Here is a 23,129-nt window from a genome sequence, read left to right as displayed (position 1 = left end):
TCGAGCGCTTGTGCGCCCGAGGTGCCGCGGAGCGTCCGCTCAAAAGTTAAAGGACAGAAGGGGTCATACGTGCTTGTAGAACCCGACCGGATCCAGAGTGTTCTCGCCCATCCCGCCTTCAAGGAATTGGCGGACGCGACGCGCGCGGCCCTGCAAGCCGAATCCCTCAACTCTCTGTTCGCGCTTGGTCTTGGTGCGTTGCGAGACTTGCGACACGCGGTCGCCGATATGCTCGACCAGAAAGCGAGTGGCGATCACGTGCGGAGGCACGCGTCAGACTTGTTGGTCCCTCTCGATAGCTGCGCGTTGCATCTTCCGACCCGGGTCGGGAACTACACGGACTTCTACGCTGGCATCTATCACGCGCGCGCCGCAGGCGCTTTGTTAACACCCGAGAACCCGCTTCCGTCGAATTACAAGTGGGTGCCGATCGCCTATCATGGTCGAGCGTCGTCGGTGCAGGTTGGAGGTGGTTTGGTGCGCCGGCCTCTTGGCCAACGCCCTCCTTCAGTGCCTGGCGCGGCGCCGAGCTTTGGCCCTTGCGAGCGATTGGATTTCGAGCTCGAGATGGGATTTTACGTCACCGAGGGCAACAGTGTTGGGAAGCCAACACCCATTGGCCTGGCATCGAGACAGATTGCGGGTTTCTCGCTGTTGAACGACTGGTCAGCGAGAGACGTTCAACGTTGGGAGATGTATCCGCTCGGCCCGTTTCTTAGCAAGAGCTTTGCCACTGCGGTTTCGCCCTGGGTCGTCACGGCGGATGCGCTCGCTCCGTTCCGCGTAGAGGCGCTGTCTCGACCGGCGGAGGATCCACGCCCGCTAGCATACTTGTTTGACTCTGACGACCAGGCACGTGGCGGCCTCGACATCGATCTGCGTGTGCACCTGTCCACCGAGGCAATGCGAAAGACCAATCAGCCGGCAACTGAGATCATTAGCTCGAACGCGAGATACCTCTATTGGACGCCGGCGCAGATGATAGCGCATCACACGATCAATGGGTGCAACCTTCAGCCAGGCGATCTCATCGGTACAGGCACTATATCAGGGCCAAGTCCGGTCGAGCTCAGCAGTATGCTTGAGTTGACGAACGCAGGCGCAAAGCCGGTGACCCTTCCGAACGGCGAGCAACGAGGCTTCCTGCTGGATGGAGACGAGGTCACCTTGAGTGCCAGGTGCAGCCGGCCTGGATATGTGTCGATAGGGTTCGGTTCTTGCATCGGCAGAATCGAAGCCGCGCTGATCTAGCCCGGGAGGGACGATATGGAGTGTCACGCTGCTCTCATATATTCGCTGTTGATGTCGCCGGATGTCGATCTCGACGAAGTACGCTTTGGACAGCTTCTCGTCGCTCTCGTGATCACCGTGGGAATGGTGCTCTTCGCGGTGTCTTCACTGCTGTTCGGTAGATTCTTTTAGCGTCGCTCGGAACGAAAGTCGGTGGGAGCACGATCGGTCCACTTTTTGAAGGCCTTTCGAAAGCTTGTCGCATCGGCGAAGCCGATGCGCTCGGCAATCTGGTCGACGCTCATAAACGTATTTTCGAGCAATTCGATCGCCAACGATTGGCGCATCTCATCTACGATCGCTTGGTAGGACGCCCCTTCGTCCGCCAGTCTTCGATGAAAGGTTCGCAGCGAGAGGCCGATATGAAGTGCAACTTCCTGAGTGGTCGGAAAGCGGTTTGGACTGTTGAGGCACGCTGCGCGTATCTTCCGCACGAGAGCGGATTCGCCCGGGTGCTCAGTTAGCACTGTATCGCAAACCTGCTGACAAATCTTCGCGGTGATGGGGTTTGCGTTGGGGCAGGAAATATCGAGTACCTTGGCGTCGAAGTGCCATTCCATGCGATCAGAGTCGAACTCAATCGGACAGTTGAACAGGCGCTCGTAGTTCCGCCAATGAACCGGAGCGGGAAATGGAAAAATCATCCGCTTGCTGGGAAACGGCGCTTCGAGGACGCGGCTGAATAGCGCTGTCATAGAACTTCGCCAGAACTCGGCTGCAAATGGCAATAGCTCGCCGAGCGTGTCTAAGCCGTGACTCCTCAAGATAGCTGTGTTCTTACCTTCGACACGGAAACTTATCTGTCTGACCGCCGGGCCCGCCATGGTCACGTGATTGAGCGAGAACTGCAGTGCGTCCCCAAAGGTGGGACTCGACACCATGGCGTAACCATAGATGCCGTAGTCGCTAATTCGCTGTCGAGATCCCGCCAGCAGGCCCACGTCCGGGCGCTTCGCGAGCTTCATGGCGTTTCGGTAAATTGCGAGGCGCTGACGGTGCGAGATGCGTGCGTGATCGTCCTCCAGTTGTCTTGCATTGACACCGGTGCCTGCGAACAGTTCGTTTACCGAAACTCCCTCTGCCCCAAGTTCGGCTGCCAGTGCAGCCAAACCTAGGAGGGTCTGGTTGGGAGTGTCCAAATCCCCCGTTATCGGGGTGATCAGCTTCCATGGCTTAGACGTCGGACTCTCTCGATTGGCACGGATAGACATGTACCAGATGCCTTACTCGTCAGCTTTGGCAGCGTTTGACATGATAATTGGCAGAAAGTGACATTGCTGGCTCTCTCAGGCCTGGTCAAGATGTCTTTGAAATCACCAATAGCTGAAGCCCATTGGGCACACGCGCAAAGAGAGGGGACGTTCGTCGACCATCGCAGTCGCGGGTTCGGTCGCTCGACGAAGAGAGGGATAGAGATGAGCACAGTTACGTACAAAGTCGACGACAAAGTCGGCGTGGTCACGCTAGCAAAGCCCCCGCACAACCTGATTGACGACAAGCTGATTGAAGACCTCGTGGCCGCCTACCGGGCCGTGGTTGATGACGGCTGTCGCGCAATTCTGCTTCGTAGTTCGATGCGGCACTTCTGCGCTGGGGCCGAAATGGCGTCGTGGGGGACCGGAACAACCATTCAAACCGACAAGCCGCGGTTCGACGCCATGCTGCAGGCCCTTGAAGAGGTTTCGGTGCCGACAGTAGCGGCCGTCAACGGCGGGGTGCTCGGCGGTGGCCTGGAGATTGCGCTTACCTGTGACATGATCCTTGCCGCCGACACTGCGTTCTTCGGTCAAGTTGAAGTCGCGGTGGGCCTCTTGCCTCTCTTGGGGGGTACTCAGAGGCTGGCCCAGCGAGCTGGTGCCGCGCGCGCGAAGGAGATCGCGATGCTCGGACGGCGCCACACGCCGCAGGCTTTCGAGCGCTGGGGCATCATTAACCTGGTTGTCCCGGAATCTGAGCTTGTATCTGCCTCAATGACCTGGGCGAGGCAACTTGCGGCCGGACCCACTCAAGTCATCAAGGGAATCAAGATACAGGCGAATCTGGCGGCGCGCAGTGGGATCGGCGCGGCCGATGCACGCCAGATCGAGATCAACGAAATGATCTGGAAGAGCAATGATCGGCAACGCGGCGCTGAGGCATTTTTTGCCACCGGGCCGGCGACCGCAGTATTTCAGGGAGATTGAGAATGTCCTCCGCTCCTCTGGAAGGTGTGCGCGTCGTCGATTTTACTCGCGTTCTCGCTGGTCCGCACTGCACCAAAGCCCTTCGCGATCTCGGCGCAGACGTCACGAAGATCGAGCCTCCGGCCGGCGACCTCGCGCGGGTTGGGTTGCCCTACGTCAACGGTATCGGCCTCTACTATGTCCAGCAAAACGCCGGAAAACGGAATCTCAGTCTCGACCTGAACTACCCAGAAGCTCGCGAGATAGTAAGGCAACTCTGCAGCCAAGCGGATATCATCGTTGAAAACTTTCGCCCTGGAACGTTGGCTCGATTTGGCTTCGCCTACGAAGACGTGAAGGCGTTCAACCCAGGCGTTATCTATGTTTCTCTGAGCGGATATGGTCAATCGACGTCGTGGAAGAACCGGCCCGCCTTCGCGCCAACTGTCCAAGCCGAGACTGGATTGACGGCGATCGTTCAAGAGCATTTCGGCGAGGTTTTGACCGAACCTCGGGGCGATTCATGCAGCCATGCAGACGTCTATACTGGCTTGCAAGGCGTTGTCGCTGTGCTTGCGGCCCTGCAACATCGGAACCGAACTGGGGAGGGCCAACATGTGGATGTTTCCATGGCGGCCACCATGCTTTCGGTAAACGAGCGTGCGGGCGCCCTATTGTCGGACATCGATACCGATGGCGAGCCGATCGCATTGTCTGCGAATGAGTCTCATATCTTCGAGTTGGCTGACGGGACGCAGTTAACGATCGCCGGAAGCCCTATCTATTCGCCGATGTTCACGCGATACTGTGCGATGATGAGGCGGAGCGACTTGCGCGCGGATTCCCGCTATGCAACTGCAAAGCTTCGGCGGGAAAACCTCTCTTCATTGTTGGCTGAGGTCCGAGCTTGGCTTGCCACGTTCGATAATCTGGAGCAACTGCAGGCGCAAGTCAGCGAATCCGGTCTAGCGATAGGTTCCGTTAGAACGCTGAATGAGTTCGCAAACTCGGATTGGGCCAAGGAGTGGAATGCCGTCGTTGACGTCGACGATCGGGATGGTGGCGTCGTTCGAATGCCAGGGAATCCCTGGATCTTTGGCACATCGAAGCTGCCACCGCCTGGCGCGCCGGCGTATCAAGGCGAGCACAACGAAGAAATTCTGAGAGAATTGCAGATCTCAGAGGATCAAATTCGCGACATGCAGAAGAAGAGCGTCATTCTGAGCCGACGTTAGCGCTCGGCTCAGTGCGAGTCCGAGCCTGCCAAGTCGGAGCTTACAAGTCCTCGCGACTGAGAGCCGTCCAACCGGACCTCAATCCAGTGGAAGGGCGCTAGTCGAGTGTCTCGTTTCTCAACGCGACAAATCTTGGCTAGCCGGATTACCGTGTGGTTGATGACAGAATTTCGTACTATCGGTAGCTGATGGCTTCGGGCGGCTGCGCTCGAATCCTGGGCCTTCGAACTTGAACTGCTGAAGTCCGATGACGTGGCCCAAGGCCAGGACCTGTTTCGAGGTGGGAGACTTCCAAATCCGGGTTCGGTCGGAGGGCGTCCACCCACCCTAGATGCTCATGGATCACCGACGACCATGTTTCGCAAGGCTCCTCGCAACGCGACGACATTTTTTGTGCCGTTTAACTTCTCAAATTCCTGCTGTGCCGCCTGCCAAAGAGGCGATGCCTTGTCGTGAAGTCGGCGTCCCGCGTCGGTGAGTTCGATCAGGCGACTTCGGCCGTCGGTGGGTGAAGGCCGAATTTTGGCAAGGCCATCGTGTTCAAGGAAGCCGGCCATCTTGCCCATCGCGGTCCTTTCGATGTCGAGCCGCTCTGCAAGCGCATTAACTGTCGCGCTCCCGACCTCGTTTAGAGCTGCTAAGGTGAGGAATTGGGTGATGCGGAGGCCCGCCGGCTCGAGGTGAGCGTCGTAAAAGCGCGATATCTGCCGGTTTGCCTTCCTCATGGCGAAGCAATTGCACTGATCGATTCCCAAAGGCTTGCTCACCGGCATCGTCTCGTCCTTCCGATTTCCATTTACGCCCGTTTCATATGGATTCTGGGCGAATGCAGTATTCTCAAAGACCCGGCGGCGTCATGTAGCCCGGGACCTCAGCCGCAAGTGTGCCCTTCAGTACAGCCGTTCCCTTGTCAGCCATGACCTCGCTCGCGCCAGCGGTTAGGGCGTCATAGGTCTGGCTGACCACGTCCTCCGGCTTGGCTTTGGTACGTCAATTCCGTTGGTGAGGTCGGTATCTACGAACCCGACATGCAGGCCCAGAACCTGGACGCCGCGCTCGCGTAGGTGGAAGCGAAGCTAGTTAGTGAAGCTCCATGCTGCCGTCTTTGACGCAGCATAGGGTGTTAGATAGGGCCGGAGGAGCCACACGATGTCGGATAGCACGTTGATAATAGCGGCTTGGGGCTTGGCCAACAACGCCTCCTCGAAGGCCTGCGTGACCCGTATTACGCCGTAGTAGTTGGTGTCGAACATACGGGCCGATTGAGTCGTGACGTCGACCGCCAGAGGACCCTCGATCAGAGCGGCGATCCCGGCATTGTTGATCAGCAGATCCGTATCGGCTGCCAGAGCCGCTGCTGCTGCGATCGATTTGACGTCCGTGACATCGATTTTGACCGGAACGACGCCTGGCTCTTCAAACCGATTCGTGTTGCGCATGCCCGCGTACACCTTCCTCGCGCCGCGGCGATGCGCCTCTCGTGCAAAAGCCAAACCTAGGCCGCGGTTGGCACCAGTGATGAATACGGTTGCGTTTGTGACGTCCATGCAAAGCTCCTATTCCAGACTTGCATTTTAGATTGAACAGACTCCTGGCGACCTCATGGGTAGTCAGGGAAAAAGGCTCTCAGGTAGCTGGTTAGAAAGCGCTCCCCGCAAATGGTGGCCGAGAGAAAGCACCGCGCCTAGCGGACTCATCCGCACGCTAACGCGCGGCACCGATCCGTCGGGATTGCGGTCGACGATGACGGCTGCGGTCAGGCTCTCCCCGCTCGTCAGAACGGCTTCGTATTCGAGAACCAGCCTCGATCCAAGGCTTTGAAAAAACGTGGGCTTCTGTGAGGAGTAGAAGGTTCCGACGGCGTTGACGACAAGTCGAATTTCATCTCGTCCGATGATGCGGTCGCGCAGCACCGAGCTAATGAGCTCTGCGTCGGCAGTCAGATCGTCCAGAAACGGGTGGCGTTCGTCCGGTGTGTGCGACATTTTCAAATCCTTACGCTCGTGCTCGAGTGAACACGGTTCGATTTTGAGCGATCAATTTTTGGACTTAGGAGTCGCCACGTTCCGGTTGCGGCGAATTTTCCCGCAACTTCGACCGGTGCTGCATGGAATACTGACCGCCGACCCGAACGTCTGCTTCGATCACAGTTTCGCTCCTGACCGCCAAGAGAGATTAGCTTTCGACTGCTCATCTAAGAGCATGTGCTCTTATATGCAAGTGGCCGAATCGGCGCGGAGACTGGCGCTACGGGGCGTGCAACTGCGACGATCAGGGCGATGAGCTCGCGTTATGCTTTCCACTTTGGCAGCGGCATCGAAGGGGGCGATCGCCGACGGCCTGGCGGCCCGTGTCACGCACTTTTTATTGTTTCGTTACCCGTTGTGAACTTCAAAGGCGGACCCAGGGACCCCATTTTGAGGAAGGAATGACGGTCATCATTCAATAGGAGACGCCATGGGCGAGGTTATCCAGTTTGTCTCGAAATCCGAGCGCGAGCGCATCCGTCTGATCTCGGAAGCCCGCGCGATTTATGACAGCATCTTCCCACCAGCCGCTGCGGGCAGCGAGCAGTGCGACGACGCAGCTCTTCGAGTAAGTGGCATCAATGCTCAACGCGGCGAGGGCGCTGCGTCGTGATCGCGATCATTGCCCTGCTATGTAGCCTGTCTTCCCCAACGAATTGCCACGAGCAGGCCGTCACCACCTCGGACTTCGCTGAGGTGTCGATGCAGTCATGCATGATGGGCGCGCCGCAGCTTGCCGACTGGATGAAGGAGCATCCGGCCGAGCGCCTCGCAGCATGGCGTTGCGTGATCGGGAAGCGGGGCGGCAGGGGAGCTTAGGGTGGAAAATGGACCCATTCTCAAGAGGCGCAAGCCCAAGACGACCACTTGGGCGCATTACATGGCGGTGGTCTGGTCGGGTCAAAAGCGGGGGTTCGGAAGCGACCGAGCCTCAACATTGGAAAATTTGGCGTCTCGCCTCGAAGCTTGGTTACCGCGATCCTCGGTCATTCCGAAGCGCCTTTTTGGGAGTTGCCCGGTGTTGCGCCAACGATTCAACGTGAGCAGTATCTTGTCTTGCTGAGACGCCCTGAACACTCGTATCCTGGTCCGATACCCACGCAAGGCTGAGCGGACCAGCGGAGTGCGACTCCTCAGTCCGCAAACGGTGCGCCGTTCAGCAAGGCTTGTGCGTCCGGCACCGAGAGCGGGGCGCGATTGTGCGCGATGCACGTGCATATGTGGTGAAAATGTTCGTACGGCTGCTTGCCGTCGAGTTCTTGACAGAGCAAGTCGTAGAAGCCCTGCTTGAAGCCCATTCTCGGATAACGTCGTACCACCTCGGAAACATCAGCCGGATCAAGCTTTGCGTCGGCTATGCCGACGACATCGTAAAGGATTCCAAGCTCGAATATGCGGCTGGTGTCATCTCTGAAGAGATTGATGTCCCATGTATGCAGTGCAATGTTGTCCCAAACTCTCCAGGCCCGGTCGCTCGGAACGCTATGCTTCGCGAGAAACATCCGAGCCGCGTTCGCGCCCTCGATTTCGAAACGGTGCGGACCGCGGCCGAGATCGGTGAAGCCTAAGTCATGCAGTATTGCCGAAAGAAACATCAATTCGCGGTCAGCCTTCGAGCTCTCCCGCTGCGCGAAAAGTTCGCCAAACCAGTAGCATCGCATGACATGATTGAACAGCATGTCGCTAGACACCGTGCGCACGAGTTCTTCAGCTTGACAAGCGATGGCGCTATCTGGAGCCTTAATATCCGAAATCACAACTTTACCTCTAACGTCGACGAGAGCATGTGGTCATCTGCCAACTACTGAGAAACGGTAAGAAGGGTTCACAGAGGTCCTCGGGCGCCTCTTCCGGGACCATGTGTCCGCAATCGGGAAGACGGCGACTCGTGCAACAATATCGTGGGTGGGAACGTCTGACCGATGTCAGGCGTCCACGTCGGTCGAGTACGCAAGATCTTTTTGGGCCTCGAGGATCGCAAGACGCTCCATCAGGGCACCGTGGACAAGCGTATAGGCATCGCTGCCGAGCGTGAGACGCTTCGGCGCCGGGCTTTGGTCGGCCGAGGCGATGATCGCTGAGGCGACTTTGCGCGGATCGCCCGGAAACATAGCAAGGCCAGCCGACGTGACGAGACGGCGGAAGTCGCCGACAGGGGTCTTGTCGTACACATCCAGAATCTGGCCACTGTCCGCGCTGGAGGAGGCAAAGTTCGTTCGCGAGGCGCCCGGCTCGACGAGCGTCACCTCGATGCCAAAGGGAGCGATCTCGGGGATCGTGCCTTCGAAAAAGCCCTCGATACCCCATTTAGTCGCGGCATAGACCCCCATGGTTGGATAGGCAGCCTGGCCGACCGACGATGAGATCTGGATGATCCGCCCACCGCCCTGGCACCGTAGGTGCGGGATCGCCGCCCGGGCGACCTGGATTGAGCCCGTGAGATTGGTCGCGATCTGACGCTCGATCTGGGCGTCCCCAACCTCCTCCGCCGCACCGAAGAGCGCATAGCCGGCATTGCTGACCACGACATCGATGCGTCGAAGATCGGCAAAGGCGCGGTCGATGACGCTGCGCACCGCGGCCCCGTCTGTGACGTCGAGGATGCCGACCCAGAGGCGCTCGCCATAGGTTGCGGCCAAATCCCCCAGCGCGTCCGCATTGCGAACCGTAGCGGCGACCTGATCGCCGTGCTGGAGCAGAAGCTCCGCCAGCTGCCGGCCGAAGCCGCTGCTGGCGCCGGTGATTAACCAAGTCTTCGGCATGGGAAAATCCTTTCGTTTGGGCAGAAACATCCTGTCGCTCCGGCTGAGCAGAGGCAGTCGGGATTTCGAATGACCGGAGACGGCATCGTGACGCGGTACTGGCGGTTCAAGGGCTCAGATGTCGGACCGTTCGAGGAACAGGTTGGTGTGCTCCACGAAGAGACGGGCGTGCTGGAACAGCGCGCCGTGGCCCGAGTCCGGATAGATGATCAGCTGTGCCCTGGGGATCGCCTGCGACAGGATGTAGGAGTTGATCGTGGAGACCATGATGTCGTTGTTACCGTTGGCAACCAGGGTCGGGTGCGGCAGCACGCGAAGCCGCGCTAAATAGTCGGCGTGGGTAGCTGCATGGCCCCACTCGCCAAGCGCCTCGCTCTGGGCCTGCATGGTTTGCATAGAGGGGCCAGGATCGAGGTCGGCGGTGCGCTCCGCGTTGCGCGCCATGAAGCGGGCGGCCTCGGTACGGCCGTTCTCTGTCTGGGAAAAGAACAGGAATGGGCGAGCCGATTTCGGGTCAGGGCCAGCCTCGGTCAGCGCCTTGACCACGTCCGGCTTCGGTTGCTGCATGCCCTCGCCCCCGCGCGGCCCGGTGCCGACAAGCAGGAGCTTGCGCACGTCATCAGGATAGAGGAGCACCAGTTCCTGCGCGACCATGCCGCCGATCGAGAAGCCCAGCACGTCGACCCGGGTCAGACCCAGCCCATGGATGAAGGCATGTACGTCTGCCGCCATCATCGCGATGCGGTCGGGCGTCTCGCCCGAGGAAAGTCCGACGCCACGGTTGTCGAACAGGATGACCTCCCGCGTCTCGGCCAGGCTGTCGACAAGCAGGGGATCCCACCAGTCCATGGTTGCGATGAAATGGGGTAGCAGCAGGAGTGGCGTGCCGTCGAGCTTACCGAAGCGCCGGTACGCGTAGTGCACGCCGCCGACCTCGACGAACTGATTTCGGGCAGTGTTGTGCGTGGTCATAATCTTCGTCCTTTCGTATGGCGCGCACGCGTTAGCCGCTGACGTCATCGTGCAGATTTCTTCAGTTCGACCGACGCATGGCCCGGGCTTGTCGTATGGCAAGCAGTTATTCGCGGATGAATGCCAAGATATCGGCGTTCAGTTCGTCGGCGTTTACGGTCAACATGCCGTGGGGATGGCCGGGATATACTTTGAGGCGACCATGCCGGAGCAGCTTTGCTGATAGCGGGGCAGAATCGTTGTATGGGACGATCTGGTCGTCGTCGCCGTGCAACACCAACGTCGGCACGTCGATCTCCTTGAGGTCTGCCGTGAAATCGGTCTCCGAAAACGCCTTGATGCAATCGTAGTGCGCTTTCGCTCCACCCATCATCCCTTGGCGCCACCAATTGTCGACGACGCCGGCGATCAGTGTAGCGTCCGGCCGATTGAAGCCGTAGAAGGGGCCGCTCGGTAGGTCGCGGTAGAACTGAGCGCGATTTGCCGCGAGCGCGGCGCGCATGCCATCGAAAACGCTTAGCGGAAGGCCGCCTGGGTTGCTTTCCGTCTTCAACATGATTGGGGGGACGGCACCGGCCAACACCGCCTTTGCAACGCGTCCCTTGCCGTGGCGGGCAACGTATCGCGTCACTTCTCCTCCGCCCGTCGAATGACCGATGTGGACGGCGTCCCGCAGGTCGAGAGCCTCGGCCAGTTCTGCGACATCGGCAGCGTAGGTGTCCATATCGTTCCCACCATCCGTCTGTGAGGAACGGCCGTGACCGCGTCGGTCATGGGCGATCACCCGATAGCCCTTCTCGCGGAAGAAGATGAGCTGCGCATCCCAATCGTCCGCCGACAACGGCCATCCGTGATGGAAAACGTTCGGCTGGCCCGTTCCCCAATCCTTGAAGAAGAGTTCGGTGTCGTCCCTTAGTTTAAGAATGCCCATGTTGGTCTCCATTCGTGCGCCTTAGCGGGCTGGTAGATATGCGATTGTGATCATTTGGCAGGAAACAGGCGGCCGGCTGTCAGTCACGGCTCAGCTTTGCCAGGACGAGTGGCGAATGACGGTACAGAAGTTGCCAGGGTGAAAGCCGTGATCCTTGTCGGCGAGCACGTCGGCTTTGACGTTGCCGAAGGTCGTTTCCGGTTTGTGTTTGATGCCGTCGTAGAAGGCCTGGATGATGTCTTCCTTGAAATGGATGGTGCGCGGGTGCGCCTTCACGACCGCTTCGCGCTGAACGTCGGGAAACTCATGATAGGTTAAGCCAAGGACATCCATCTCGACGCCGGCGGTCACAAGAGCGACGACTGGGTGCATGAACTCGGGAATACCAGGCGTCGCGTGCAGGGCGATCGCTGTCCAGACCAGATCTATCTCTGCCTCGGAGATGCCGTGGCCCTTGAGGAAGTCTCGGGCAACATCGGCGCCGTCGACCTCGAAGCGCTTGTCGGGACTGCTGTGCTCGTGCAGCAGCCCCATGTCGTGAAACATCGCACCCGCATAGAGGAGCTCGCGATCAAACTTCAGCCCGCGCCTCACACCCGACAGCGCACCGAAATAGTAGACGCGGCTCGAGTGATGAAAGAGCAGCGGAGGAGCTGTGGTGCGAACTAACTCCGTGATCTCCTGCGCAAGCTTGCTGTCAGGAATGGAAATGCCTTCGACATTGAACGACATGGTCGGTCACCTCTCGGTTGGAAGCTTAGACGTCGTAGTCGCGTCCTATTCCGCGGCGACCTCTTTCGGTGTCTGCCGCCTCGTCAGAGCCATACGCACTCCCTCGCCGTAGGACGGATCGGCTTTCGTGCAGTTTTCGATGTGGCGTTCCTGGATATGGACCGCCGCGGCACCGATCTGTCGCGCCGTATTGTCGAACAGGAGCTGACGCTGGGCAGCGGTCATCTTCCGGAACAGGTTGCCGGGCTGCTGGTAGTGGTCGTCGTCAACACGGTGATCCCAATGGGCGACCGCTCCATCGATCTCCAATGGCGGCTCGTTGAGGTCAGGTTGATCGGTCCATTCACCAAGGCTGTTAGGGAAGTAGGTCGGAGTGCGGCCGAGATTGCCGTCCGTGCGCATGGCCCCGTCGCGATGATAGCTGTGATAGGGACATTGTGGCGCGTTGACCGGAATAAGGTGGTGGTTCACGCCGAGCCGATGGCGGGCGGCATCTCCGTAGGAGAACAGTCGGGCCTGCAGCATTTTGTCAGGCGAGAAGCTTATGCCCGGGACCACGTGTGCCGGTGAGAACGACGCCTGCTCGACTTCGGCGAAGAAATTCTCCGGGTTCCGGTTGAGCTCGAAATAGCCGACCTCGATCAGCGGAAAGTCGCCCTTCGGCCAGACCTTGGTCAGATCGAATGGATTGAATGGGAAGGCCCTGGCCTGCTCGTCGCTCATGACTTGGATGAAGAGCGTCCACCGTGGAAAGTCGCCGCGTTCGATGCTCTCGAAGAGATCGCGCTGATGCGTTTCGCGATCCTTGCCAACCAGGGTCTCGGCTTCCTGATCCGTCAGGTTCTTGATGCCCTGCTGGGTGCGGAAGTGGAATTTTACCCAGGTGCGCTCATTGCGGTCGTTGATGAAGCTGTAGGTGTGGCTGCCAAAGCCGTGCATGTGCCGGAAGCTCTTTGGGATGCCACGCTCGCTCATCACGATCGTGACCTGATGCAGCGCCTCAGGCAGAAGTGTCCAGAAGTCCCAATTGTTGTCGGCTGAACGCAGCCCCGTGCGCGGGTCGCGTTTGATGGCATGATTCAGGTCGGGGAAGCGCAGCGGATCGCGGAAGAAGAACACGGGCGTGTTGTTGCCCACCATGTCCCAGTTGCCTTCCTCCGTATAGAACTTGAGCGCGAAGCCACGGATGTCACGCTCAGCATCGGCCGCGCCGCGTTCACCAGCGACGGTTGAGAACCGCGAGAACATCGGCGTCTGCTTGCCGATTTCGGAGAAGATTTTCGCCTTGGTATAGCGGGTGATGTCGTGGGTAACCGTGAACGTGCCGAAAGCGCCCGCGCCTTTCGCATGCATGCGCCGCTCAGGAATGACCTCTCGGTCAAAATGGGCCAGTTTCTCGATCAGCCAGATGTCCTGAAGGAGCGCTGGGCCGCGCCGGCCAGCGGTCATTATGTTCAGATTGTCGCTGACGGGCGTACCAGTCGCATGCGTCAGGTATCTCGGTTCGCTCTCTTTTGACATGGCTACACCTCAACAAAGACAGACACTGCAGTGCTCCGACAACGGTCTCGATGCCCTGTCGGGTTTTGCCGAGACCTTATGATCTTCCTATCGAGGCTGCTGCTCGCTGCAGACGCTTGCGTTCGTCAAATCGTAGGGATGTGATGTTATGAAGTCTGGTAGGAAGGCGTCCGAGTTGGTACCATCCAGCCGTCATCGTCTTGCATTTTAATGGATGTCGGGGATTCCCTTGCGTGGCAAGGCACGGGGAGCGGATTGAGGAAATTCCAAGAAGATCTAGACCGGATAGGAGGTTCGCGTGCTCGCCGATCGAGTGTCCTTCGCCATTAGCAAGGGATACAAGATCCCGCCGCCTCCAACGATCACCGCTCGCATTGCGGGCGCGTCGGAAATTGCGTTTTCGCACTTCAAGAGCTTAGAACCTCAGCCTGGCCTGTCTTTGCCATCTCCTCGCGAGGAGGCGTTCGTCTTCAATATCCCATTAGCACCGGCACGGTATCCGATCGTGTCTGTCGATGGCAGGCGACAATCCGTCGTCCAAGATCCGGGCAAGGCTTATCTGTTCGACTTGACGTCGAGAAACGAAGTCAGCCTCGACACGGCGTATGACAGCATACGTATTCATCTGCCGCAAACCACGATCGACTGGATGGCTTATGAAAAAAATCTACCTCGAGTCGGCGGTCTTCGGGCTGACCGGATCGGACAGGACGACGTCGTGCTTTATCGCCTCGCTCTCACAGTATGGCCAGCTATCCTCAACGAGGTGCAGGTCACCACAGCATTTATGGAGTACATTGCCTTAGCGGTGCACGACCATGTCATCTACACTTATGGAAATGTTCAAAGAGACGCCCGCGCGATCGGTGGATTGACACCGTGGCAGGCCCGTCGCGCCTGTGACTTTATCGAGGCCAATCTAACCGACGATCCATCGATTGCCGAGCTCAGTCGGGAGTGTGGCATCTCGTCGAGCTATTTTGCGCGAGCCTTTCGCACCACACTCGGCATGACGCCTCACCAATGGATCACCAGAAGGCGGATCGAGCGGGCAAAATCGTTGATGGCCCAGACCATGGAAAGCTTGGCGGAGATCGCTATCATGAGCGGGTTCGTCGACCAAAGTCATCTCGGGCGGCATTTCCTCAGGTCGGAGGGCGTCAGTCCCGCACAGTGGCGCCGGCGGCGGCGCACTGAGTAGCTTTTTAAACTCTGAACGATATCGGACCGCCGGGCGGCACAAGCCCGGTCAAACTCACCAACCTCGTATAGCTCGGCAAGGCTGGTGAAGGCTTTGCGTGGACGACGCGAATGACGCTGCCGGATCGTCCCAAAGCGCATGGTCCAGTACTCTAGGTTGTCTTCAACTCACTGCGCTTCCGCATGTAGTAGCCCTGCCTCTGAACGGTAGACTTAATCTCGTCACTGACGCTGGGGACCCTCCTCTTTCTCTTTTGCCATCTCCCTGACGTGAAACCGAGAGGTATCGACGATCCCCGCCTCACAACGAGCAGATCACGTTTATGGTTTAGGTACACGTCAAACATGTGCCACCTCCGATCCGAACCCAAAACACTATCGTTTCGCAGCAGAGAGAAGGTTGCATGGCTGCAACAGCCCGAGCGGTATTTTGGTGATCTTCACCGTTCACCCGGCCACCACGTTGACGGCGGATCGCTCGCCGAAATCTTCGTCGGCCCCAACGCGATGAGATGGCCGCGCTTGTACGGATAGCCGGGCGCGGTGGCGGAGGTCTTGAGCGCCATCTATGAAGCCGACTTCCTCGATTGCTCCTTTGGCTTCCGACCCAGGCTCAGTGCTCATCAGGCGCTGCGGGTGGTGCGCGAAGCCATCACGACGGAGCCGGTGAACTGGGTACTCGATGCCGACATCCGCAGATACTTCGACAGCGTTGACCACGACTGGCTGCTGCGGATGCTGGCGCACAGGATTGCCGACCCGAGAGTCCTGCGGCTGATCGGCCAATGGCTCCGCGCCGGCATCCTGGAGGGTGGCGTGTACGCCGATACGGTGGAAGGAACGCCCCAAGGCGCGGGCATCAGCCCGCTGCTCGCCAACATCTTCCTACATTATGTGCTCGATCTCTGGGTGGAACAGTGGAAGCGGTGGCATGCGACCGGTCAGGTACGGCTGGTCCGATATGCCGACGACTACTTGCTCCTATTCCAGCGACGGCAGGATGCGGAGACGATGACGGCGGCCTTGGCGGAGCGACTGGCCAAGTTGGGTCTTCATCTCCATGAGGACAAGACGCGGCTGATCGAGTTCGGACGGTTTGCTGAAGAAAACCGTCGGCGCAAGGGCAGGGCACGGCCGGAGGTGTTCGACTTCCTGGGCTTCACGCATTACTGCGGCAAGACCAGAGACGGACGCTTTCTCCTCTGCCAGAAGACCCAAAGGAAGCGGATGATCCGCAAGCTGAAGGAGCTGCGCCAGGAGATGAGGCGACGGATGCACCAACGGCTCCGCGACCAGCACAGGTGGCTGGCTGCGGTGCTGCGCGGGCACTACGCCTACTTCGGCATCCCTGGCAATAGCACCTGCCTCGGTCGCTTCCGTCTTCAGGTCATGAAGGCGTGGCGGCGGGTCCTGCTACGGCGAAGCCAACGGCCGAAGCTGTCGTGGGAGCGGTTCAACGCGATCCTGAAGGTCTTCCTGATACCGATCGGGCATGTACGCGACTGGCGTCACCAAATGGCCTGATCAAGTTGCTCGTCAGAGGAGCCGGATGCGGGAAAGCTGCACGTCCGGATCTGTGAGGGGGGCGTCGAGCGATCGACGCCTCTACTCGACCCTATTCCGGGACGAAAGCCGGCGATGGATTCCGTACGAGCGCTGGCTTTTGACGCATTGCCAACCGCGTACGCCGCGAGAGTTAAGACGCCCTCCGGTAGGAAAACAGGAGTTCGGAAATTGTAGGATTAGCATTGTAGCCCTGCGACCATACGTTTCGGGCTGGCGGTCTCCCGGCTCGAGCCCACGTCACTTGCAGGCTAAGCTCCTTTAACTAGGAGGGAACCCCGACAACTCCGCGAGGACCCCAGCAGAAGAAAGGGGCAAAGCGCACGATCATGCTGCAATCTTTCCCAGCTTTTGGACTGGCAGGGCCTCAACGTGCCGCGCCCAGCGTTGAAGTGCCTTGCGCATCTCGGCCGCATACCGATACCGAGCGGATATATACACCAGCAACACCCGCCCGATGGCCGCTGATGTGGTTTAGGATCGCCTCCACGATGTGTGGCAACACGCCAAACCAGTCGGCCATCACAGTCTCTCACAGGCTGGAGCGTTGCTTATGACCATCTTCGACATGCGGCGAGTTGAGCTGATCACCACTATGGCTAGAACTGAGCAGTCGGCGTGGAGCGCGATATCCTGAGCTCCTCCTCGTTCATGTCGGCTGAGACATCGGCGAAGAGGGGCGTGCTAAGATAGCGCTCTCCAGTGTCGGGCAGCATGCAAAGAATATTTGCGCCCTTCTCCGCCTGTGCTGCGACCTGGAGCGCACCTGCCAATGTTGCGCCCGAGGTGATGCCGACAAAGATGCCTTCCTTGGTCGCAAGTTCCTTGCTGCATCGAATAGCCTCTGGGCCGGTGATCGGCAGGATCTGGTCAATGACCTCCATCATAACGGCGTCACCGGTCAGCTTCGGAATGAAATCAGGCGTCCAGCCCTGCATCGGATGCGGCTTGAAACCCGGATGCGGCGCCGCCGGCGAACCATCCGGATTGCGCTTCTGCTCGATGCCGCTGCCCAACAACTGCGCGTCTGCGGGCTCGCAGACGACAATCCTGGTTTCGGGGCGCTCCTTGGCGAGCACCCGCGCAACACCCTTCAGGGTGCCACCGGTTCCATAGCCTGTGACCCAGTAGTCCAGGCGTTCTCCTGCGAAATCATCCAGAATCTCGATTGCGGTGGTTTTCGAGTGAAAGTCGGGATTGGCCTCATTCTCGAATTGCCGCGTCATGAACCAGCCGTGCGTTCTGGCCAGTTCGATCGTTTTGTTGATCATTCCAACCGCCCGATCCGCCGCAGGCGTCACAATGACCTTGGCGCCCAAGAATCGCATCAATTTGCGCCGTTCGACGCTGAAGGGCTCGGCCATTGTGACCACCAGCGGATATCCCTTGGCGGCACAAACCATCGCAAGCCCGATTCCCGTGTTGCCGCTTGTCGCCTCAATGACGGTTTGACCAGGTTTCAATTCTCCGGACTTCTCGGCGGCTTCGATAACGCCGAGAGCCAGCCGATCCTTGACCGAGCCGATTGGATTGAAAGCCTCGATCTTCACGAACAAATTTACTCCTGCGGGAGCGAGGCGGTTGATCCGCACGACGGGAGTATGGCCGACCGTCTCAAGAATACTTTGATATCTATGACCCATGATACCTCCGGTGTCCTATTCATTTAGGAAAAGAAAATCTCAGAGTGTCGCCGGCTAACAGGCAGAGCATACCCGAATAGAACCATCCGGCAATTGGGCACGCCTTGCATCCGCACCCACAATTTCTGACAATGCGTGGGGCGGAATTGTAGCGACCCGTGGTTTGACAAGCTTGCGCGGCAGATATCGCCGGCTATAGTCGACTAATGCGCCGCGATGAAGAGCGCACCTAGCTGAACTAAAGGTGCTTCGCAAAACGCTGGTCGATACTTCGATTGTCTCGCGCCGTGGCCGGATTGTCAAAACCACTGGCGACGGCATGCTGTTCAACTGCGTCCGCGCCGTCGACGCAATGCGGACATTCGACCGAAAGCGCGATGCTTGGCAGCGTCCTCAAGCACGACCGCCGCAGTATCCAAGCCGGTCTGAACTGGCTTCCCTGTCTCTGGGCAACGGATCAAATGTCGGGCATGAGCACAACCGTCTTAGTTCGCCGCGCTGGCTTCGCTATTCGTATGCACCGAACAGTCTCCCGGCTTCCCGCACGCTGGCCGAAGACCTGAATGACCTTCGACAGAGCATCCCGAACATGCTTCAACGAGAAAACGTGAGTAGATTCTGGAGTTACCTTCTGGGTGTATCGTCCGGCCGTTCGACAGCCACAACGGAACGAATCTCGTCTATCCGTCGACAAGCGCCGATCGCTACACTCTCTCAAGTCGTCGATCGATTGCGCCGCTGCCCCTGTCTTTTCAAGCTCTTCGATTTGCGAATTGAGGGCAGCAAGTTCTGCCTGCAGTTGCTTAAGTAGCGATTGGTTGGATCCGACCGCCCTTTCCACCCGTTTTGCCCGCATTGTCGTCCCCAAATACGGTTGTGCGCTCGTGACAGCGATCGTCGTCATTATGGATCCAAAGGTTCCTAGCTTGAAGGGAAGCTTGGCATTATCCATCGTGGGAGCGCGGTCCGCGGGCGAGCAACAGGAAGTTCGTGCCCATCTGCGCCTCACCTCAGCGCCATGAGCAAGCTTGATCCAGTCGTCGAACTTCGCCCACGCCTCCTTGTCAAGAGGGCTGATGGCCCTCTCGGCGTGCCTACGATCATTCTTCCGCCGGTTGGCGAAGAGACTGCTCTTCTGTTCTGGTAGGTCCTTTACCGGAGTCTGACATGAGCAAGACCTCGTTTCATCGCCAATGCCTGCGGATTAACCAGGTGGACGCTATCAGGCATCAAATCACGCACGGCAAGGCAGTGTCTGGAAACGAGTTGGCTTCAGCGGTCGAAGAATTGCCCGGATGCGACCTGCCACCAGAGCTTCGTGAGTTGTTCAACCACCGACGCGAATCGTCGATCAAGGGATCGCCGCGCACCGCGACCGGATCAAGACCGCCGGCGGGCGATTTGTATCATGGATAATGAGCGGTCGCAGCAATCGACGAGCGTAAGGAGATTGGGGTGCTCCAATGTTAGGGTTCAAGGGCAAGCCGAATACACGTGTTGCGCTAAGTTCTCCTCAGCCTGAGCCAATTCGCCATTTCGGCCCCTGATGGCGCCATTGGGATTGAATGCCGGGCATCCCGGGCGGTAAACTGGCCGCGTATTTGCGAGATTGACACGCCCGCTGTAGCCCCGGTCCTAAAGCTCGATCGGGTCAACACAATCCGCGGGAGACCGCCATGCAGCAAGTTCAGGACTGGCTTAAAAAACTCGGCATGTCGGAGTACGCCCAACGCTTTGCCGAGAACGGGGTCGACCTCGGCGTGCTCCCCGATCTGACGGATCAGGATCTTAAAGACCTCGGCGTCTTGCTCGGCCATCGCCGCAAGATGCTGCGTGCGATAGCCGAACTGGAGAGCGGCGAAGCACCGAGGCCTGCTGCGGCAACCCTTCAACCGAACGATACCGCGGAGCGCCGCCAAGTCACAGTCATGTTCGCGGACCTTGTGGGTTCGACGGCGCTCTCTGTCCGCATGGACCCGGAGGACCTGCGCGAGGTCATTTCGGCCTACCAGAGATGCGTCGCTGAAACTGTGAGCCGCTTCGGCGGGTTCGTGGCGAAGTATATGGGCGACGGCGTGCTGGTCTACTTCGGCTACCCGCAGGCTCACGAAGATGACGCAGAGCGAGCGGTACGCGCAGGGCTGGAGTTGGTGAGTGCCGTAAGTAATCAAAAGACCCGGACGGTACTGCAGACGCGGGTCGGCATTGCCACCGGGCTAGTGGTGGTCGGCGACCTGATTGGGTCGGGCTCTGCTCAGGAGCAGGCAGTCGTTGGCGAGACGCCGAACCACGCGGCACGCTTGCAGGGCATTGCAGAACCGAACACGGTCGTTATCGCCGAAAATACTCGTAAGCTGCTCGGCAATTTGTTCGAGCTTGAGGACCTCGGAGTAAAGGATCTGAAGGGCATCGCGGTGCCTGTCAATGCCTGGGCGGCGCTGCGACCGGCTTCAGTCGAAAGCCGCTTCGAGGCTTTTCACGCGACCGGGCTGACGGAACTTATCGGGCGGGAAGAAGAACTCGAACTGCTACTACGGCGCTGGTCGAAGACAAAAGCCGGCGAAGGCCAGGTCGTGTTGCTTTCTGGCGAGGCCGGCATTGGCAAATCGCGGCTCACGGCCGCGCTTTTGGAACGCCTTGCTGGTGAGGCGCACACTCGTCTGCGCTATTTCTGTTCTCCACAACATACCGACAGCGCGCTCTATCCCATCATCCACCAGATGGAACGGGCCGCTGGATTCGCGCACGACGACTCCCTGCAAGAGAAGCTCGACAAACTCGACGCACTCCTCGCGCAGACTTCGACGTCACCTCAAGATGCGGCACTCTTTGCCGAGATGCTGTCGCTCGCGCACGATGACCGCTATCCGGCCATCGAGCTGACACCGCAGCAACGCCGGCAACGAACGCTGGAAGCGCTCACCGCGCAATTAGAGACGCTAACGCGAGCGAATCCGGTGCTAATGATCTTCGAGGATGTGCACTGGATCGACCCGACGAGTCTGGAAGTGCTTGGTCGGGTGGTGGACCAGACTCCGACCTTGCGCGTGTTGCTGAGCGTGACGTTTCGGCCAGAATTCAATCCACCTTGGATCGGCCGGTCTTACGTGACCGCCCTCACTATCAATCGGCTGGGCCAGAGCGACATCGACGCCATAATCGAGCATCTGGTCGGCAACAAGGGTCTGCCGGCAAGTATCCGGCAGGATATCATCGAGCGCACCGACGGCATTCCCCTTTTTGTGGAGGAAATGACAAAGGCCGTGATGGAGGCGGACGGCGAGGGCGAAGCGCGGCGGACGGCCAGCGCGGTTCCGCCCCCAGCGCCGGCGGTCCCCGCGAGCCTGCACGCGTCGCTAATGGCGCGGCTCGACCGGCTTGGCCCGGCCAAGGAGGTGGCGCAGGTCGGGGCGGCGATCGGGCGCCAGTTCTCCTACGCCCTGCTGGCTTCGGTGGTGCGCCAGCGGGAAGCGGAGCTGGGATCGGCGTTGGACCGTCTCATTGCGGCTGGCTTGCTGTTCCGGCAGGGCGCGCCGCCGCATGCGACCTATCTGTTCAAGCATGCCCTGGTGCAGGACACGGCTTACGGCACTCTCCTACGCAGTCAACGCCAGGAGTTGCATGCACGTATCGCCAAGGTGCTCGAACAAGAATTCCAGGAGACGATCGGCGCTCAGCCAGAGACTCTTGCTCATCATTACTCGCAGGCAGGCCTGTCCGATCTCGCAATCGATTTTTGGGGACGCGCCGGCGCGCGCAGCGCAGACCGATCTGCTCATCACGAAGCGGTCGGTCATTTCGGATGCGCGCTCGATTTAGTAGGAAAGCTGCCGCCGAGCCATCAGCGCGATGAGCGTGAGCTGGGTCTGATGCTTGCTCTCGCAGTATCCCTGATCGCAGTCTACGGCTTTGGGTCGTCACGTGTCGAGGAGTGTGCTGTTCGGGCGAAGGGCCTTTCGGACAAGCTCTACGGATCGCAAAGTCGCTTCGCCGCGCAACGGGTCGCATGGAATTCCAGTCTGATGCGCCAGCCGGTTCCGCGGACGGCGGCTTTGGCGAGAGACTTGGTCGGTTTGGCGGAAGAGGACGGGAATCCAGCAAAACTCGCCTTGGCGCATCGGGCATCGGGGTACTCGCTACTTATTGCTGGCGAATTCCGAGTGGCCGCCGAAACCCTTGCTCGGGGAGCGACCATCGCCGACACAATTTCGGAGGGCGAATTCGCGATTTATGGCGAGCATCCAAGCATGGTTTGCCGCGCCTATGGCGGGCAGGTAAAGATCTTGATGGGTTTCCCCGAATCCGGGATGAGGCTGATTGAGGCGGCCATAGCGCATGCGCGCCAGCAAAATAACCCACACAGCCTTGCCTGGGCGCTCGGCGTTGCCGCGCATGTTTCTCAGTCGCAGCGCGAGCCTGCGGCAACGGCTCGCTTCGCATCCGAAGCCATAGAGACGGCGCGCGAGCACCGCATGCCACAATGGCTGGCTCTCGGGGAGCGATGCAAAGGCTGGGCAATTCATCAGCTCGGCGATTTTGAGGCCGGCCTGAATCTCCTGCGACAGGGTGTGAGGCGATGGTACGAAACCGGAGCCGTCCTGCACACCACCCACGCGGAGATCTGCCTGGCGGAAAGTTATCTCCTGCAAGGTCACGCCGTGGCGGCGCGGTCCTATTTGTCCGCCGCGCAAGCGCATTGCACGAGTTTTGGCGAAAACTATCTCGCGGCGGAAATGCGCCGGCTGGACGCTTTGTTGCTTCAGTGCGAGGGCGCGCCTACCGAAATGGTAGAAGAATGCCTGGCCAAAGCCGTAGACGTCGCGCGCCAACAGGGGGCTCGGCTGTTTGAGCTCCGCTCCGCCACAGCATTGGCCCGGGTAACGGCCGAACACAATGAACACAAGGCCCGCGATATCCTCGCGCCAATTTACTATTGTTTCACCGAGGGGCTATGTACTTCGGACCCGAAAGACGCAAAGGCGCTCCTCGATCGGTTGAGGTGATGCAATTTATTCATCCGCTCCGCGCTGACTGACATTTGTTCCCTCGCATCGGCGCATCGCCGGTCCAGCGCATTTGCCACGCCACTGA

The 23,129-nt window shown here is 59.2% G+C and carries 23 protein-coding genes; 10 read left to right on the top strand and 13 right to left on the bottom strand.

Translation table 11 applies throughout. The annotated features are described in order from the left end of the window. Positions 1–69: 69 nt before the first annotated feature. Positions 70–1,251: a fumarylacetoacetase gene (gene fahA, locus ACVW1C_RS12955; RefSeq protein ID WP_456758752.1), complete on the top strand. Its 1,182-nt coding sequence runs from the start codon at positions 70–72 to the stop codon at positions 1,249–1,251. A gap of 167 nt (positions 1,252–1,418) precedes the next feature. Here the strand turns inward: fahA and ACVW1C_RS12950 are convergent, their stop codons facing one another. Next, on the bottom strand, positions 1,419–2,501 hold the full coding sequence (locus ACVW1C_RS12950; RefSeq protein ID WP_456758751.1) for an AraC family transcriptional regulator: 1,083 nt from the start codon (positions 2,499–2,501) through the stop codon (positions 1,419–1,421). A gap of 204 nt (positions 2,502–2,705) precedes the next feature. Here ACVW1C_RS12950 and ACVW1C_RS12945 point away from each other — a divergent pair, with 204 nt between their 5' ends. Both ACVW1C_RS12945 and ACVW1C_RS12940 read left to right on the top strand, forming a co-directional pair. After that, positions 2,706–3,473, top strand: coding sequence for an enoyl-CoA hydratase/isomerase family protein (locus ACVW1C_RS12945; protein ID WP_456758750.1), 768 nt, complete (start codon positions 2,706–2,708; stop codon positions 3,471–3,473). Between the two features lie 2 nt (positions 3,474–3,475). Continuing rightward, complete coding sequence (locus ACVW1C_RS12940; protein WP_456758749.1) at positions 3,476–4,687, top strand: CaiB/BaiF CoA transferase family protein; 1,212 nt, start codon at positions 3,476–3,478, stop codon at positions 4,685–4,687. 335 nt (positions 4,688–5,022) lie between these two features. On the opposite strand, the gene ACVW1C_RS12935 is transcribed toward ACVW1C_RS12940, so the two are convergent. The 3 genes from ACVW1C_RS12935 to ACVW1C_RS12925 all read right to left on the bottom strand — a co-directional run bounded on the left by ACVW1C_RS12935 (position 5,023) and on the right by ACVW1C_RS12925 (position 6,672). Next, on the bottom strand, positions 5,023–5,460 hold the full coding sequence (locus tag ACVW1C_RS12935) for a MarR family winged helix-turn-helix transcriptional regulator (RefSeq protein ID WP_456758748.1): 438 nt from the start codon (positions 5,458–5,460) through the stop codon (positions 5,023–5,025). A gap of 303 nt (positions 5,461–5,763) precedes the next feature. Further along, entirely contained in the window at positions 5,764–6,234 is a 471-nt protein-coding gene (locus tag ACVW1C_RS12930) for an SDR family NAD(P)-dependent oxidoreductase (protein ID WP_456758747.1), read from the bottom strand. 63 nt (positions 6,235–6,297) lie between these two features. Continuing rightward, a complete protein-coding gene (locus tag ACVW1C_RS12925; protein WP_456758746.1) occupies positions 6,298–6,672 on the bottom strand; it encodes a hypothetical protein in 375 nt (124 codons plus the stop codon). A 472-nt stretch (positions 6,673–7,144) separates the two neighbouring features. Here ACVW1C_RS12925 and ACVW1C_RS12920 point away from each other — a divergent pair, with 472 nt between their 5' ends. Both ACVW1C_RS12920 and ACVW1C_RS12915 read left to right on the top strand, forming a co-directional pair. Further along, positions 7,145–7,327: a hypothetical protein gene (locus ACVW1C_RS12920; protein ID WP_456758745.1), complete on the top strand. Its 183-nt coding sequence runs from the start codon at positions 7,145–7,147 to the stop codon at positions 7,325–7,327. Continuing rightward, positions 7,324–7,533, top strand: a complete 210-nt coding sequence (locus ACVW1C_RS12915; protein ID WP_456758744.1) for a hypothetical protein — start codon at positions 7,324–7,326, stop codon at positions 7,531–7,533. The genes ACVW1C_RS12920 and ACVW1C_RS12915 overlap by 4 nt, the downstream gene beginning before the upstream one ends. Positions 7,534–7,847: 314 nt before the next feature. Here the strand turns inward: ACVW1C_RS12915 and ACVW1C_RS12910 are convergent, their stop codons facing one another. The 6 genes from ACVW1C_RS12910 to ACVW1C_RS12885 form a co-directional block, all read right to left on the bottom strand. Continuing rightward, a complete protein-coding gene (locus ACVW1C_RS12910; RefSeq protein ID WP_456758743.1) occupies positions 7,848–8,471 on the bottom strand; it encodes a metal-dependent phosphohydrolase in 624 nt (207 codons plus the stop codon). Between the two features lie 168 nt (positions 8,472–8,639). After that, positions 8,640–9,476 carry an SDR family oxidoreductase gene (locus tag ACVW1C_RS12905; protein WP_456763067.1) on the bottom strand — a complete coding sequence of 279 codons (837 nt, stop codon included), beginning with the start codon at positions 9,474–9,476 and terminating at the stop codon, positions 8,640–8,642. 114 nt (positions 9,477–9,590) lie between these two features. Then, positions 9,591–10,448 carry an alpha/beta fold hydrolase gene (locus ACVW1C_RS12900; RefSeq protein WP_456758742.1) on the bottom strand — a complete coding sequence of 286 codons (858 nt, stop codon included), beginning with the start codon at positions 10,446–10,448 and terminating at the stop codon, positions 9,591–9,593. 106 nt (positions 10,449–10,554) lie between these two features. Continuing rightward, positions 10,555–11,379, bottom strand: a complete 825-nt coding sequence (locus ACVW1C_RS12895) for an alpha/beta fold hydrolase (RefSeq protein ID WP_456758741.1) — start codon at positions 11,377–11,379, stop codon at positions 10,555–10,557. Between the two features lie 90 nt (positions 11,380–11,469). After that, on the bottom strand, positions 11,470–12,111 hold the full coding sequence (locus ACVW1C_RS12890) for an HD domain-containing protein (RefSeq protein ID WP_456758740.1): 642 nt from the start codon (positions 12,109–12,111) through the stop codon (positions 11,470–11,472). Positions 12,112–12,156: 45 nt separating this feature from the next. Continuing rightward, a complete protein-coding gene (locus ACVW1C_RS12885; RefSeq protein ID WP_456758739.1) occupies positions 12,157–13,632 on the bottom strand; it encodes a catalase in 1,476 nt (491 codons plus the stop codon). 298 nt (positions 13,633–13,930) lie between these two features. Between ACVW1C_RS12885 and ACVW1C_RS12880 the strand changes: the two genes are divergently transcribed. Then, positions 13,931–14,833, top strand: coding sequence for a helix-turn-helix domain-containing protein (locus ACVW1C_RS12880; protein WP_456758738.1), 903 nt, complete (start codon positions 13,931–13,933; stop codon positions 14,831–14,833). A 439-nt stretch (positions 14,834–15,272) separates the two neighbouring features. On the opposite strand, the gene ACVW1C_RS12875 is transcribed toward ACVW1C_RS12880, so the two are convergent. Continuing rightward, positions 15,273–15,398, bottom strand: a complete 126-nt coding sequence (locus tag ACVW1C_RS12875) for a hypothetical protein (RefSeq protein ID WP_456758737.1) — start codon at positions 15,396–15,398, stop codon at positions 15,273–15,275. On the opposite strand from ACVW1C_RS12875, the gene ACVW1C_RS12870 reads away from it, so the two are divergent. Beyond that, positions 15,388–16,356, top strand: coding sequence for a reverse transcriptase domain-containing protein (locus ACVW1C_RS12870; RefSeq protein WP_456758736.1), 969 nt, complete (start codon positions 15,388–15,390; stop codon positions 16,354–16,356). The two genes, ACVW1C_RS12875 and ACVW1C_RS12870, sit on opposite strands and share 11 nt — an antisense overlap. A 406-nt stretch (positions 16,357–16,762) precedes the next feature. On the opposite strand, the gene ACVW1C_RS12865 is transcribed toward ACVW1C_RS12870, so the two are convergent. Together ACVW1C_RS12865 and cysK are read right to left on the bottom strand one after the other, a co-directional pair. Continuing rightward, complete coding sequence (locus ACVW1C_RS12865) at positions 16,763–16,918, bottom strand: hypothetical protein (RefSeq protein WP_456758735.1); 156 nt, start codon at positions 16,916–16,918, stop codon at positions 16,763–16,765. 76 nt (positions 16,919–16,994) lie between these two features. Next, on the bottom strand, positions 16,995–18,038 hold the full coding sequence (cysK, locus tag ACVW1C_RS12860; protein ID WP_456758734.1) for a cysteine synthase A: 1,044 nt from the start codon (positions 18,036–18,038) through the stop codon (positions 16,995–16,997). A 244-nt stretch (positions 18,039–18,282) separates the two neighbouring features. On the opposite strand from cysK, the gene ACVW1C_RS12855 reads away from it, so the two are divergent. The 3 genes from ACVW1C_RS12855 to ACVW1C_RS12845 all read left to right on the top strand — a co-directional run bounded on the left by ACVW1C_RS12855 (position 18,283) and on the right by ACVW1C_RS12845 (position 23,041). Continuing rightward, positions 18,283–18,849, top strand: coding sequence for a hypothetical protein (locus ACVW1C_RS12855; protein WP_456758733.1), 567 nt, complete (start codon positions 18,283–18,285; stop codon positions 18,847–18,849). Positions 18,850–19,205: 356 nt separating this feature from the next. After that, complete coding sequence (locus ACVW1C_RS12850; RefSeq protein ID WP_456758732.1) at positions 19,206–19,454, top strand: hypothetical protein; 249 nt, start codon at positions 19,206–19,208, stop codon at positions 19,452–19,454. 260 nt (positions 19,455–19,714) lie between these two features. Then, positions 19,715–23,041 (top strand): AAA family ATPase, encoded by a 3,327-nt coding sequence (locus tag ACVW1C_RS12845; RefSeq protein WP_456758731.1) that lies wholly within the window; start codon positions 19,715–19,717, stop codon positions 23,039–23,041. Positions 23,042–23,129 lie beyond the last annotated feature (88 nt).

The sequence above is a fragment of the Bradyrhizobium sp. USDA 4011 genome, assembly GCF_054063415.1.
Note: the sequence above shows the minus strand (reverse complement) of the source record. Positions and strands in the feature narration are given on the sequence as shown.

Bases quoted from the DNA above. Each gene is read 5' to 3' on its own strand.
- ACVW1C_RS12950 (WP_456758751.1), bottom strand. From the start codon at position 2,501: ATGTCTATCCGTGCCAATCGAGAGAGTCCGACGTCTAAGCCATGGAAG.
- ACVW1C_RS12945 (WP_456758750.1), top strand. From the start codon at position 2,706: ATGAGCACAGTTACGTACAAAGTCGACGACAAAGTCGGCGTGGTCACG.
- ACVW1C_RS12940 (WP_456758749.1), top strand. From the start codon at position 3,476: ATGTCCTCCGCTCCTCTGGAAGGTGTGCGCGTCGTCGATTTTACTCGC.
- ACVW1C_RS12935 (WP_456758748.1), bottom strand. From the start codon at position 5,460: ATGCCGGTGAGCAAGCCTTTGGGAATCGATCAGTGCAATTGCTTCGCC.
- ACVW1C_RS12930 (WP_456758747.1), bottom strand. From the start codon at position 6,234: ATGGACGTCACAAACGCAACCGTATTCATCACTGGTGCCAACCGCGGC.
- ACVW1C_RS12925 (WP_456758746.1), bottom strand. From the start codon at position 6,672: ATGTCGCACACACCGGACGAACGCCACCCGTTTCTGGACGATCTGACT.
- ACVW1C_RS12920 (WP_456758745.1), top strand. From the start codon at position 7,145: ATGGGCGAGGTTATCCAGTTTGTCTCGAAATCCGAGCGCGAGCGCATC.
- ACVW1C_RS12905 (WP_456763067.1), bottom strand. From the start codon at position 9,476: ATGCCGAAGACTTGGTTAATCACCGGCGCCAGCAGCGGCTTCGGCCGG.
- ACVW1C_RS12900 (WP_456758742.1), bottom strand. From the start codon at position 10,448: ATGACCACGCACAACACTGCCCGAAATCAGTTCGTCGAGGTCGGCGGC.
- ACVW1C_RS12895 (WP_456758741.1), bottom strand. From the start codon at position 11,379: ATGGGCATTCTTAAACTAAGGGACGACACCGAACTCTTCTTCAAGGAT.
- ACVW1C_RS12890 (WP_456758740.1), bottom strand. From the start codon at position 12,111: ATGTCGTTCAATGTCGAAGGCATTTCCATTCCTGACAGCAAGCTTGCG.
- ACVW1C_RS12885 (WP_456758739.1), bottom strand. From the start codon at position 13,632: ATGTCAAAAGAGAGCGAACCGAGATACCTGACGCATGCGACTGGTACG.
- ACVW1C_RS12875 (WP_456758737.1), bottom strand. From the start codon at position 15,398: ATGGCGCTCAAGACCTCCGCCACCGCGCCCGGCTATCCGTACAAGCGC.
- ACVW1C_RS12865 (WP_456758735.1), bottom strand. From the start codon at position 16,918: ATGGCCGACTGGTTTGGCGTGTTGCCACACATCGTGGAGGCGATCCTA.
- cysK (WP_456758734.1), bottom strand. From the start codon at position 18,038: ATGGGTCATAGATATCAAAGTATTCTTGAGACGGTCGGCCATACTCCC.
- ACVW1C_RS12850 (WP_456758732.1), top strand. From the start codon at position 19,206: ATGAGCAAGACCTCGTTTCATCGCCAATGCCTGCGGATTAACCAGGTG.
- ACVW1C_RS12845 (WP_456758731.1), top strand. From the start codon at position 19,715: ATGCAGCAAGTTCAGGACTGGCTTAAAAAACTCGGCATGTCGGAGTAC.